10 protein-coding genes are annotated in these 12,246 nt (G+C 69.1%); 6 read left to right on the top strand and 4 right to left on the bottom strand.

The window, feature by feature from the left end:
* Window positions 1–58 precede the first annotated feature (58 nt).
* From ACIBEC_RS42715 to ACIBEC_RS42690, 6 genes are all read left to right on the top strand, one after another.
* A complete protein-coding gene (locus tag ACIBEC_RS42715) occupies window positions 59–256 on the top strand; it encodes a hypothetical protein (RefSeq protein WP_360501641.1) in 198 nt (65 codons plus the stop codon).
* Between the two features lie 913 nt (window positions 257–1,169).
* Window positions 1,170–2,168, top strand: coding sequence for an ABC transporter substrate-binding protein (locus ACIBEC_RS42710; RefSeq protein WP_360501638.1), 999 nt, complete (start codon window positions 1,170–1,172; stop codon window positions 2,166–2,168).
* 56 nt (window positions 2,169–2,224) lie between these two features.
* A complete protein-coding gene (locus ACIBEC_RS42705; protein WP_360501635.1) occupies window positions 2,225–3,775 on the top strand; it encodes a sugar ABC transporter ATP-binding protein in 1,551 nt (516 codons plus the stop codon).
* Window positions 3,775–4,827, top strand: coding sequence for an ABC transporter permease (locus tag ACIBEC_RS42700; RefSeq protein WP_360501632.1), 1,053 nt, complete (start codon window positions 3,775–3,777; stop codon window positions 4,825–4,827). Before ACIBEC_RS42705 ends, ACIBEC_RS42700 begins: the two co-directional genes overlap by 1 nt.
* Window positions 4,824–5,810: a galactofuranose ABC transporter, permease protein YjfF gene (gene yjfF / locus ACIBEC_RS42695; protein ID WP_360501629.1), complete on the top strand. Its 987-nt coding sequence runs from the start codon at window positions 4,824–4,826 to the stop codon at window positions 5,808–5,810. Before ACIBEC_RS42700 ends, yjfF begins: the two co-directional genes overlap by 4 nt.
* A 450-nt stretch (window positions 5,811–6,260) precedes the next feature.
* Window positions 6,261–7,340, top strand: a complete 1,080-nt coding sequence (locus ACIBEC_RS42690; protein WP_360501626.1) for a LacI family DNA-binding transcriptional regulator — start codon at window positions 6,261–6,263, stop codon at window positions 7,338–7,340.
* A 96-nt stretch (window positions 7,341–7,436) separates the two neighbouring features.
* Here the strand turns inward: ACIBEC_RS42690 and mmsB are convergent, their stop codons facing one another.
* From mmsB to ACIBEC_RS42670, 4 genes are all read right to left on the bottom strand, one after another.
* On the bottom strand, window positions 7,437–8,681 hold the full coding sequence (mmsB, locus tag ACIBEC_RS42685; RefSeq protein ID WP_360501623.1) for a multiple monosaccharide ABC transporter permease: 1,245 nt from the start codon (window positions 8,679–8,681) through the stop codon (window positions 7,437–7,439).
* Window positions 8,678–10,246: a multiple monosaccharide ABC transporter ATP-binding protein gene (gene mmsA / locus ACIBEC_RS42680; protein ID WP_360501621.1), complete on the bottom strand. Its 1,569-nt coding sequence runs from the start codon at window positions 10,244–10,246 to the stop codon at window positions 8,678–8,680. The genes mmsB and mmsA overlap by 4 nt, the downstream gene beginning before the upstream one ends.
* 106 nt (window positions 10,247–10,352) lie before the next feature.
* Window positions 10,353–11,453, bottom strand: a complete 1,101-nt coding sequence (gene chvE / locus ACIBEC_RS42675; protein WP_360501618.1) for a multiple monosaccharide ABC transporter substrate-binding protein — start codon at window positions 11,451–11,453, stop codon at window positions 10,353–10,355.
* Between the two features lie 620 nt (window positions 11,454–12,073).
* On the bottom strand, window positions 12,074–12,246 hold a 173-nt coding region (locus ACIBEC_RS42670), incomplete at its 5' end, for a non-reducing end alpha-L-arabinofuranosidase family hydrolase (protein ID WP_396290390.1).

Raw genomic sequence — 12,246 nt, 5'->3', positions numbered from 1 at the left:
CCCGGCGCCGGCGGGGCGCCGCCACAGCACCGTGTCCCACCCTTGAAAACGGAGCAGCATGACCGCCGCACTGTCCGTCCGGCACGAGCCGTATGCCGTCCTCCCGGACGGACGGACCATCAGGTGCTGGACGTTCGGCTGCGAGAGCGCGGTCACGGTGGAGATGCTCGACCTCGGTGCGACCCTGCACACGCTGCGCGCTCGCGACCGGGACGCACCACCCCGACTATCCGTCCACGGTGTTGCGCCTCGGTGAGGAGTGCCGCAGCACCACCCCGCTATCGCTTCTCGACAATGTGACGCATGGTCGGAGCCGAGGCAGGCATGTCGTCGAATTCGCCCTGCCTGCGTGTCCTCGATCCCCCCACCTTCCCTTCGCGCCTTTCCCTTCGCCTTGCCCGGAAGCGGACGGGGATTCCGCGAGCCCGTGTGTCCTGGCGAGACCCGAATGTGACCTGCACAGGGCATTGACGGACAGAATGTTAGCGATAACAATTCACACGTCGGTAGTGATCCGGACCCTGACAGGGGCTCAATTGCGGCAGCTTTCAAGGCGTGCCCCCGTGACCTGTCGGCGCGCTTTCTCGACGGTTCTTTGTCAGCGCCAACTGCCACATTGCCCGTAGACCCCACCGAGTACGGAGATCAAAGATGAGCTCCACCGGAGCCGCCGTCGGCGCGACCCGATTCTCGTCCGAGGCGTCCGCGGAGCTGACCGGCAGAGCCGCCTGCCGCCGGTCGGCCTTCGGGACCGCTCCTGGTGACCCGCAGGGCGGGGTCCTGGCCAGGCAGTGGGGTCGCACGGTCAAATAGGCGACCGGGCGGGCCCGCTGCTCCGCGCGGCTGCGGCCGCCCGGGGCCGCCCGTCCCACCGCTTCCACGGGTGACCCCGTGGCGGCCGCAGCCCCTCCCGGCGCCATCGGTGGGGATCGGAAGATCCACTCACGTCGCACCCGTCCCGTCCGGCGCCCGCGCGCTCGCCCGCCGCCCGAGCGGCGCGTACCCGCAGACACCGAGGATCGCCATTCGCGGCGGGGGCGGTGGCCGGCCTTCGAGGCCCGTCGACCGTGCCGGCTGGCGCCCGCCCCTCGGCCGCCCTCCGGGACCGGAGCATCACCGATCGCACTTCAGACAACGCTCACTGATCCGCCATCATCAAGGAGAGCACGATGTCCCGTTCCATCAGCAGAACCCTCGGCGCCGTCGCGGTCGCCGCCGCGCTGACCGTCTCGCTGGCCGCCTGCGACGGCAAGAAGGCCCCCGCGGGCTCCGCCGACGCGGGCGGTCAGCACAAGCTCGTCTTCGGCTTCTCGCAGGTCGGTGCCGAGAGCGGCTGGCGCTCCGCGAACACCAAGTCGATCCAGGACGCGGCGAAGGCGGCCGGCTTCGAGCTGAAGTTCTCGGACGCCCAGCAGAAGCAGGAGAACCAGATCGCCGCGATCCGGTCCTTCATCCAGCAGAAGGTGGACGTCATCGGCTTCTCGCCGGTGGTCACCACGGGCTGGGACACCGTCCTGAAGGAGGCCAAGGCGGCCGGCATCCCGGTCATCCTCACCGACCGGGCCGTCGACACCCAGGACAAGACGCTCTACAAGTCGTTCATCGGGTCGGACTTCGTCAAGGAGGGCACCAGCGCCGGGCAGTGGCTGGTGGACGCCGAGAAGAGCGCGACCGGGCCGGTGAACATCGCCGAGCTCGAGGGCACCACCGGATCGGCCCCGGCGCTCGACCGGAAGAAGGGTTTCGAGGACGTCGTCCTCAAGGACCCGAAGTTCAAGATCATCGCCGACCAGACCGGTGACTTCACCCGCGCCAAGGGCAAGGAGGTCATGGAGGCCTTCCTCAAGGCGCACAAGGACATCAACATCCTCTTCGCGCACAACGACGACATGGCCGTCGGCGCCATCCAGGCCATCGAGGAGGCCGGCCTCAAGCCGGGCACGGACATCAAGATCGTCTCGATCGACGGCATCAAGGACGCCTTCCAGGCGATGGCCGACGGCAAGATCGAGGAGGTCGTCGAGTGCAACCCGCTGATCGGCCCGCAGATCATGGACCTGGTCCAGAAGATCCACGACAAGCAGGACGTGTCCGACCGGGTCCTCTCCAAGGAGGGCGTCTTCACCAAGGACCAGGCCGCCGCCGAGCTCCCCAACCGCCAGTACTGACCACCCCGCCGGGGCCCGCGCCGGGCCCCGGCCACCAGGCGAGGAGAGGAGCAACCATGCCGGCGCCACAGTCCGCCAGCCCGGTCCTCGAAATGACCGGTATCAGCAAGGAGTTCGCCGGATTCCAGGCTCTGTCCGGCGTCGACCTCCGGCTATTCGCCGGCGAGGTGCACGCCCTGATGGGCGAGAACGGCGCCGGGAAGTCGACCCTGATCAAGGTACTCACCGGCGTCCACACCGCGGAGGTCGGCGAGATCGTCCTCGCCGACGCGCCGGTCCGTTTCGGTGGCCCGCTGCAGGCACAGGGAGCCGGAGTCAGCACCGTCTACCAGGAGGTGAACCTCTGCCCGAACCTCTCGGTCGCGGAGAACCTCTTCCTCGGACGTGAACCGCGCCGCCTCGGCGGCATCCACTGGTCCGCCCTGCGCCGCAAGGCGGCCGAGCTGCTGCGCAGCCTGGACCTCGACATCGACGTACGGGCCGAAGTCGGCACCCTGCCACTCGCGTTGCAGCAGATGGTCGCCATCGCCCGAGCCGTGGACACCGAGGACGGCGGCGTCGGCGGGCTGAAGGTCCTGATCCTGGACGAGCCCACCTCCAGCCTCGACCGCGACGAGGTCGCGCGGCTCTTCACGGTCATCCGCCGGCTGCGCGAGGAGGGCGTGGCGATCCTCTTCGTCACGCACTTCCTCGACCAGGTCTACGAGGTCTGCGACCGGATCACCGTCCTGCGCGACGGGCAGCTGGTGGGGGAGTACCTGACCGCCGAGCTGCCCCAACTGGAGCTGGTCGCGGCGATGCTGGGCCAGGAACTCGGCGAGCTGGAGGTCTCCGACCACCAGCGGACGGGCCGGGAGTCCGGCGCGGCCGGCGAGCCGTACGTGGCCGCGCACGGCCTCGGGCGCAAGGGCGCGGTGGAGCCGTTCGACCTGGCCCTGCACCCGGGCGAGGTGGTCGGCCTGGCCGGCCTGCTCGGCGCCGGGCGCTCCGAGGCCGCCCGGCTGATCGCGGGGGCCGACCACGCGGACACCGGCAAGATCTCCGTCGCCGGACAGAGCGTCAGCCTGCGCAGCCCGCGGGCCGCGATCCGGCACGGCATCGCGTTCTGCTCCGAGAACCGCCGCACGGAGGGCATCGTCCCGGACCTCACCGTCCGCGAGAACATCCTGCTCGCCCTGCAGGCTTCCCGCGGCTGGACCAGGCCGCTGCCGACCCGCCGGGCCGACGAACTGGTCGACAAGTGGATCAAGGCGCTGCACGTCCATCCGGCCGACCCCTCGGCTCTGGTCCGCAACCTCAGCGGCGGCAACCAGCAGAAGGTCCTGCTCGCGCGCTGGCTGATCACCGAACCCAAGCTGCTGATCCTGGACGAGCCCACCCGTGGCATCGACATCGGCGCCAAGACCGAGATCCAGAAGCTGGTCGCCTCGCTGGCCGAGGACGGCATGGCAGTCCTCTACATCTCCGCCGAACTCGAAGAGGTCCTGCGCCTCTCCGACACCGTCGGCGTGCTGCGCGACCACGAGCTCGTGGCGACGCTCCCCAACACTCCCGAACTCACCCTGGACCGGCTCATGGAGACCATCGCGAGCGGAGGTGCCCACTGATGAGGCAACTCCTAGGCCACCGACTGTTCTGGCCGGTGGCCCTGCTGGCCGCACTGCTCGTCACCAACGTGATCTACTCGCCGGACTTCCTCAGCATCCGGGTCCGTGACGGCCACCTCTACGGCAGCCTGATCGACATCCTGCGCCTCGGCTCGCCGCTGCTGCTGGTCGCCCTCGGGATGACGCTGGTCACCGCCACCGGCGGCATCGACCTCTCGGTCGGCGCCCTGGTGGCCATCTCCGGAGCCGTCGCCTGCCTGAACATCAGTCACCTGACGAACCAGAAGGACAGCGGGGCGGTCGTGCCGGCCGTGCTGCTCGCGCTGGCGGTCTGCGTCGCCCTCGGGATCTGGAACGGCCTGCTGGTGGCGGGAGCCGGGATGCAGCCGATCATCGCCACCCTGGTGCTGATGGTCGCCGGGCGCGGTGTCGCCCAGATGATCACCGGCGGACAGATCATCACCGTCAACAGCGAGCCGTACCACCTGATCGGCGGCGGCTACGAACTCGGCCTGCCGCTCTCGGTCCTGATCGCGGCGGCAGTGCTGGTACTGACCGGTCTCACGGTTCGACGCAGCGCGCTCGGCCTGCTGCTCGAGTCGGTCGGCGGAAACCGCGAGGCCAGCCGGCTGGTCGGCATCCGGGCGCGGGGCCTCACGGTCACGGTGTACGCCTTCTGCGCCCTGTGCGCGGCCGGCGCCGGCCTGATGATCAGCTCCAACGTCGCGTCGGCGGACGGCAACAACGCCGGTCTGTGGATCGAGCTCGACGCCATCCTGGCCGTCGTGATCGGCGGGACCTCGCTCTCCGGGGGCCGCTTCCACCTCGGCGGAACGGCCGTCGGAGCGCTCGTCATCCAGACCCTCTCCACGACCGTCTACACGATCGGCGTTCCGCCGGAGACCACCCTGGTGTTCAAGGCCCTGGTGGTCACCGCAGTGTGCCTGCTGCAGTCCCCGGCCTTCCGCGCCAAGGTGCTCCCCGGCCGGGCCCGCCGCCGTGCCGGTGTCGTCGAAGCCAAGCCAGGGAAGAAGGAGGCCACGGCGGCATGAGTACGACGTCCCTGCGGGAGTTCGCCGCACAGCGCCGGGGCTACCTCCCGGTCCTCGCCACCACCGCGCTCTTCGCGCTCACTCTGGAGGCCGGCAACTACCGCTACTACGGCTTCCTCTCCGGCCAGGTCCTGGCCAACCTCTTCGTCGACAACGCCCACCTGCTGGTGATCGCCGTCGGCATGACCTTCGTGATCCTGACCGGCGGGATCGACCTCTCGGTCGGCGCGGTCGGGGCGCTCAGCACCATGCTCTGTGCCGACCTGGTCGAACGTCAGGGCTGGCCACCGCTGTTGGTGATCCCGCTGGTCCTGGTGGTCGGCGCTCTGTTCGGCGCCGGGATGGGGTACGCCATCCACCACTTCGAAGTGCAGCCGTTCATCGCCACGTTGGCGGGCATGTTCTTCGCCCGGGGCCTCTGCTACCTGATCAGCACCGACTCCATCCCGATCTCCGATCACCTTTTCACCACCCTGGCGCAGAGCCATCTGACGCTGCCCGGCGGGGTGTTCGTCTCGTGGTCGGTGGTGATCGCCGTATCGGTGGTGGCGGCCGCGTTCGTCGTGCTGCACTACACCCGGTTCGGCAGGGCGGTGTACGCCGTCGGCGGCAACCCGCAGTCGGCGCTGCTCATGGGCGTGCCGGTCGGACGGACCGTCATCCGGGCCTACACCGTCAGCGGGCTCTGCTCCGCGCTCGGCGGCGTGCTCTTCACGCTGTACACCCTGTCGGGCTACAGCCTGCACCTGGTCGGCACCGAACTGGACGCCATCGCGGCCGTGGTGATCGGCGGGACGCTGCTCACCGGCGGTTCGGGATACGTCCTGGGCACGGTGCTGGGCGTCCTGGTGCTCGGCGTGATCCAGACCATCATCACCTTCGAGGGCACGCTCAGCTCCTGGTGGACGAAGATCGCGGTCGGCACGCTGCTCTTCGTCTTCGTCCTGCTGCAGCGCATCATGACGGCCCGCCGCCGCTCCTGACGGACGGCGGCGGGCTCAACGGGGGACCACGCACGGGGGACCAGAAAGAAAACACCACCAGCACCACCACCACCGGTGCCATGGCGCCCGCAGGACCGGCGCCATGGCACCTTCCCTTTGCCACCCACCAGCAAGGGATCCCCATGCGCCACCGGACCAGAATCCGGGGAACGCGCACACCGCGACACTCGGGTCGGGCGCGACCCACACCGTCGGCCAGGTCGGCTCGCACAGCCTGGGCCTGACCGGATCCTCCACCGCACCGTCGGCTGACGACCGGCCGCACCTCCGCACACCCACCCGGTGCGGAGGCGCGGCCGGTCGTCGGCGGCTGCGAGCTGTGACGGTTGCCTGGCCGGCGGCGCCGGTGCCGGGGCGCCAACCGGAGCGCGCCCGCGCTCTCGGTAGGCTCGTGAGAGTGATCCACAAACTCAGGACGGAGCGGAGATCATGAGCACCGCCGCAGGTCGACAGGGCAGGTCGGAGGAGGCCGCTGCCGCCGGGCCCCGCCAGCCGGTGATGGCCGACGTCGCGGCGCTGGCCGGAGTCTCGCACCAGACCGTCTCCCGGGTTCTCAACGATCACCCGAACGTACGCCCGGCCACCCGCGACCGCGTGCTCTCGGCGATCCGGGAGCTGGGCTACCGCCCGAACTCGGCAGCCCGCACGCTGGTCACCCGGAAGTCGAACATGCTCGGCGTGGTGAGCTTCGACACCACGCTGTTCGGCCCGGCCTCGATGCTCTACGGCATCGAGCGGGCCGCTCGCGCGGCGGGCTACTACATCAGCATCGTCTCGCCGCGCGCACTGGACGCCCGATCGGTGCAGGAGGCCGTCGACCGCCTGCGCGACCAGGGCGTCGAGGGCATCGTGCTGATCGCGCCCCAGACCTCCGCGGCGGACCCGCTGGCCCACATCTCGGTGAGCGTCCCGGTCGTTCGCCTCGGTACGTCCGGCCAGGTTCGGGTGCCCACGGTGGCCGCGGACAACATCGCAGGCGCCAGGGCGGCGACGCGGTTCCTGCTCGATCTCGGGCACCGCACGGTGCACCACGTCTCGGGCCCACCGAGCTGGCTGGAGGCCCGGCACCGCGCCGAGAGCTGGTCCGCCACGCTCGCCGATGCCGGCGTGGCCGCACCCCGCCCGCTGCCCGGCGACTGGAGCTCCCGTTCGGGGTACGAGGCCGGCCGGCAGCTGGCAGCGGACCCGGACGTCACTGCGGTGTTCTGCGCGAACGACCACATGGCGCTCGGCCTGCTCTGGGCGCTGCACGAGGCGGGCCGCCGGGTGCCCGAGGACATCAGCGTGGTCGGTTTCGACGACATCCCGGAGGCGTCCTATCTGGTGCCGCCGCTGACCACGGTCCGCCAGGACTTCGGCGGGCTCGGCCGACGCGGGCTCGAGCTCCTCGTCGCCCAGCTCGACGACACCCCGGACAACCGCTCGGGCGCACCCGGCAGCGTCCTGGTGGCCCCGGAGATGGTGGTCCGCCTGAGCACCGCGCCCGCACCCGCTCGCAGCCGGGCGTAGTCCGGACAGCCCGGCGCCCGCACCCGGCCCTGCCCGCGCACGGCACTGTGCCCGCCCCTCACACGAGAGGCGGGCACAGTGCTGTGCATGCAGGGTTCAGGATCCGCTCTTGCGCTTGTTCCAGACGTCGAAACCGACGGCGGCCAGCAGCACCAGACCCTTGATGACCTGCTGGTAGTCGGTACCGATGCCCACCAGCGACATGCCGTTGTTCAGCACACCCAGCACCAGGCCACCGACGATCGCACCGAACACCGTGCCGACACCGCCGCTGGCCGAGGCCCCGCCGATGAACGCGGCCGCGATCGCCTCCAGCTCGAAGTTGATACCGGCGTTCGGCGTTCCCGCGTTCAACCGGGCCGCGTAGACCATGCCGGCCAGCGCCGCGAGGACGCCCATGTTGACGAAGACCAGGAAGACGACGCGCTTGCTCTTCACACCCGACAGCTTCGCCGCCGCCTGGTTGCCGCCGATGGCGTACGTGTGCCGGCCCAGGATGGAGTTGCGCATCAGGTAGCCGAACGCCACCAGCAGCACGCCCAGGATCAGCAGCACGATCGGGAAGCCGTGGTAGCTCGCGAGCAGCAGGGTGAAGACGACGACGGCGGCGGTGATCGCCGCGCACTTCGCCAGGAAGAGCCCGACCGGCAGCGGCTCCAGGCCGTGGCGCTGCGCCTGGCGGCGGCCGCGCACCTCCTGCAGCAGGGAGACGGCCAGCACGGCCAGGCCGAGCAGCAGAGTCAGGTTGTGGTAGTTGGTCTGCGGACCGACCTCGGGCAGGAACCCGCTGCTGATCTTCTGGAAGCCCTTCGGGAACGGCGCCACCGACTGGCCCTGGAGCAGGATCTGCGTGCCGCCCCGGAAGAGCAGCATCCCGGCCAGCGTGACGATGAACGAGGGTATGCCGATGTACGCGATCCAGAAGCCCTGCCAGGCGCCGGCCGCCGCGCCGATGAGCAGTGCCGCTACCAGGGCCACCGGCCAGGAGATGTGGTCCTTGGCCATCATCACCGCGGCCGCCGCGCCGACGAACGCCGCCAGCGAGCCGACCGAGAGGTCGATGTGCCCGGCGATGATGACGATCATCATGCCGATCGCCAGGATCAGGATGTAGCTGTTCTGCTGGATCAGGTTGGTGACATTGAGCGGCTTGAGCAGGATGCCGTCGGTCCAGAACTGGAACAGCACCACGATCAGGGCGAGGGCGACCAGCATGCCGTACTGGCGGAGGTTGCCGCGCACGGCCTGCACCAGCAGGCCGAGCGTGCCGGGGGTGCCGCCGCCCGGGGCCGGCGCGGTGGGCGCGGGGCGCAGGCTTTCTTCGGTCTTCACGTCGCTCATTCGGTAGTTCCCTGCTCGATGTCGGGCGCCTTGCCCCTGGTCATGAGGCGCATGAGTGATTCCTGTGTGGCGTCCGCCCGCTGGACCTCGCCGGTCAGCCGGCCCTCGGCCATGGTGTAGACGCGGTCGCACATGCCGAGGAGCTCGGGCAGTTCGGAGGAGATCATCAGGATCGCCTTGCCCTGCGCCGCCAACTCACCGATGACCGTGTAGATCTCGTGCTTCGCGCCGACGTCGATGCCCCGGGTGGGCTCGTCGAGAATCAGCACCTCGGGCGCCGAGAAGATCCACTTGCTCAGCACCACCTTCTGCTGGTTGCCGCCGCTGAGCTTGCCGGTGGCCGCGAAGATCGACGGGGCCTTGATGTTCATGCTCTTGCGGTAGGACTCGGCGACCCGGGACTCCGCGTACTCGTCGACGATCCCGCGCTTCGAGACCTTGCCCAGCGCGCTGAGCGAGATGTTCCGGCCGATGCTGTCCATCAGGTTCAGCCCGAAGTGCTTGCGGTCCTCGGTGACGTACGCGAGGCCGTGCTTGATCGCCTCGGGGACGGTCCGGGTGCGGATCTCCGTGCCGTTCAGCTCGACCCGGCCGCCGGCGTACCGGCCGTACGAGCGCCCGAAGACGCTCATCGCCAACTCGGTCCGGCCGGCGCCCATCAGGCCTGCGATGCCGGCGATCTCGCCGCGCCGCACGTTGATCGAGACACCGTCGACCACCTTGCGGTGCTGGTCGATCGGGTGGAACACCGTCCAGTCGTCGATCGCGAAGGCGATCTCCCCCGCGTCCTCGCCCGTGTACGGCTCGCGCTCGGGGAAGCGGTGGTCGAGGTCGCGGCCGACCATCCCACGGATGATCCGGTCCTCGGCGATGCCCTCCTCGCCGACCTGGATGGTCTCGATGGTCCGGCCGTCGCGCAGGATGGTGACGGCGTCGGCGACCCGCGCGATCTCGTTGAGCTTGTGCGAGATGATGATGCAGGAGATGCCCTGCGCCTTGAACTCGAGGATCAGGTCGAGAAGCTTGCGGCTGTCCTCGTCGTTGAGCGCGGCGGTGGGCTCGTCCAGGATGAGCAGCTTGACCTGCTTGGCGAGCGCCTTGGCGATCTCCACCAGCTGCTGCTTGCCCACGCCGATGTCGGCGACCCTGGTCTGCGGGTGCTCGGGCAGGCCGACCCGCGCGAGCAACTCCTTCGCATGGCCGAGAGCCCGGTTCCAGTCGATGATCCCCCGGCGGGAGTGCTCGTTGCCGAGGAAGATGTTCTCGGCGATCGAGAGGTAGGGGACCAGGGCGAGTTCCTGGTGGATGATGACGATTCCGCGGTGTTCGCTCGCCCTGATGTCCTTGAAGGCGCAGGGCTCGCCCTCGAAGAGGATCTCCCCGTCGTAGGACCCGTGCGGGTGGACGCCGCTGAGGACCTTCATCAGGGTCGACTTACCGGCGCCGTTCTCGCCGCAGATGGCGTGAACCTCACCCGGCGCGACGGTGAGGTTCACGTCCGAGAGGGCCTTGACGCCGGGGAAGGACTTGCTGATCGAACGCATCTCGAGGACGGGTCCGGCCATGTGGTGCATCCGTTCGCTTGGGGGCGGCGCCGGCGGCGGGATCGGTCGGGGCGGTCCGCCGCCGGCTCCGCCGGCTCGGGGTGTGGCCCGGGTTCGGGCCGACAGGCTACTTGAGCTGGTCGGCGGTGTAGTAGCCGCCGTCCACCAGCACCTTCTGGTAGTTCGCCTTGTCGACGCTCACCGGGTCGAGCAGGTAGGCCGGCACGACCTTGACGCCGTTGTTGTACTGCTTCTCGTCGTTGACCTCGGGCTTGCCACCGGTCAGCACGGCGTTGGCCATCTGCACCGTGACCTTGGCCAGCTCACGGGTGTCCTTGTAGACGGTCTCGGTCTGCTCACCCGCGATGATCGACTTCACCGAGGCCAGCTCGGCGTCCTGGCCGGTCACGATCGGCAGTGCCTTGCCGGTACCGCCGTAGCCGACGCCCTTGAGCGAGGACAGGATGCCGATCGAGATGCCGTCGTACGGCGAGAGGACGGCGTCCACGTGCGCGGAGGTGTACGACTTGCTCAGCAGGTTGTCCATCCGGGACTGTGCGACCCCGCCGTCCCAGCGCTGCGTGGCGACCTGGTTGAACTCGGTCTGGCCACTCTGGACCACCAGCTTCTTCGAGTCGATGTACGGCTTGAGCACGCTCATCGCGCCGTTGAAGAAGAAGCCCGCGTTGTTGTCGTCCGGCGAGCCGGCGAAGAGCTCGATGTTGAACGGGCCCTTGCCGTCCTTCAGCCCGAGCTGGTCGGCGATGTAGGTGGCCTGCAGGACGCCGACCTTGAAGTTGTCGAAGGTCGCGTAGTAGTCGACGTTCTTGGTGCCACGGATCAGGCGGTCGTACGAGATCACCGGGATCTTCGCGTCGGCGGCCTTCTGCAGCACGTCGGTGAGTGCCGCACCGTCGATCGCCGCGACCACCAGGAGCTTGTCGCCCTTGGTGATCATGTTCTCGAGCTGCGAGACCTGGTTCTCGACGACGTTGTCGCCGTACTGGAGGTCCGTCTTGTAGCCCTGGGCCTGGAACTGCTTGACCATGTTGTTGCCGTCGTTGATCCAGCGCTCCGACGACTTGGTCGGCATCGCGATGCCGATGGTGCCGCCCTTGGCGTCGGCACTCTTGGCGGCACCGTCGCCGACGCCGTTGCTGCTCTGCCCGCAGGCCGACAGCGTCAGGGCGAGTGCCGCCGTGGCGAGTCCCGCTATTGCCTTACGCACAGTTCCTCCAGTGGTGCGCCGAATGCTGCCGAGCCAGCTGCTCTCGGGTTACGTTGCCTGAGTGTTAACGCTAACAACAGACACGTCAAGAGACCGGTTTCGAACCGTTACCCCGATGTGTCGGAGTGGTTTCCCGGGCTGTGCTGTCGGCCTCGTCGACCACTCGACGAGCCGCCCGAGTTCGACAGTTGGCAGGCCCAAGGGCGGGCTCAACGTGGGGGTTGACCTGGGAAGAATGGGTATGAGGTGCCGCCGGGGGGTTGTGCGGCCACGGCTCCGTGAGGGATAAGGCCTGGTCAGGGGCTGTTCCTGGGCCTGGAGGCCGCTCATCTTCGGTCATCGGCACGGTAGCGCCGCTGGTGTTGCCGAGCCAGGTCCAGCAGCCGACCGGGACGGCCTCGCGGGTGATCGCCAGTCCGATGACGGGACAGAGCCGTCGGTTGGACGGGCCCCACGAAGGAGAGGAACCCCAGCCGACGCGCGGCTGGGGTTCCTCAGGGCGGTGAGTATCGGTCAGCAGGTGGAGTCACCCACGCCGTGAACCGCTCGTCCACGCGTCGGCGGACCGCACCGCATCGCGATCACCGTGGATCGGGCGGGTCAGCGCTGCAGGGTGCGGGTCAGCGCTGCAGGGTGAGGACGCCCGGCCGGTACGGAAGTTGCAGGTAGGTGGTGTTCGTCGGCGTGTTGGGGGCGTAGCCCTGGTAGAGGAACTGCAGGTTGCAGGGGTCGATGGTCATGGTCTGGTCGGGGTTGTTGCGGACCAGGTCACCGTGGCTGATGTCGTTGGTCC

The organism is Kitasatospora sp. NPDC051164, from assembly GCF_044455625.1.
Taxonomy (GTDB): Bacteria; Actinomycetota; Actinomycetes; order Streptomycetales; family Streptomycetaceae; genus Kitasatospora.
This window is presented reverse-complemented; position numbering and strand designations above follow the sequence as displayed.

Bases quoted from the DNA above. Each gene is read 5' to 3' on its own strand.
- mmsA (WP_360501621.1), bottom strand. From the start codon at position 10,246: ATGGCCGGACCCGTCCTCGAGATGCGTTCGATCAGCAAGTCCTTCCCC.
- ACIBEC_RS42705 (WP_360501635.1), top strand. From the start codon at position 2,225: ATGCCGGCGCCACAGTCCGCCAGCCCGGTCCTCGAAATGACCGGTATC.
- ACIBEC_RS42690 (WP_360501626.1), top strand. From the start codon at position 6,261: ATGAGCACCGCCGCAGGTCGACAGGGCAGGTCGGAGGAGGCCGCTGCC.
- mmsB (WP_360501623.1), bottom strand. From the start codon at position 8,681: ATGAGCGACGTGAAGACCGAAGAAAGCCTGCGCCCCGCGCCCACCGCG.
- yjfF (WP_360501629.1), top strand. From the start codon at position 4,824: ATGAGTACGACGTCCCTGCGGGAGTTCGCCGCACAGCGCCGGGGCTAC.
- ACIBEC_RS42710 (WP_360501638.1), top strand. From the start codon at position 1,170: ATGTCCCGTTCCATCAGCAGAACCCTCGGCGCCGTCGCGGTCGCCGCC.
- ACIBEC_RS42700 (WP_360501632.1), top strand. From the start codon at position 3,775: ATGAGGCAACTCCTAGGCCACCGACTGTTCTGGCCGGTGGCCCTGCTG.
- ACIBEC_RS42715 (WP_360501641.1), top strand. From the start codon at position 59: ATGACCGCCGCACTGTCCGTCCGGCACGAGCCGTATGCCGTCCTCCCG.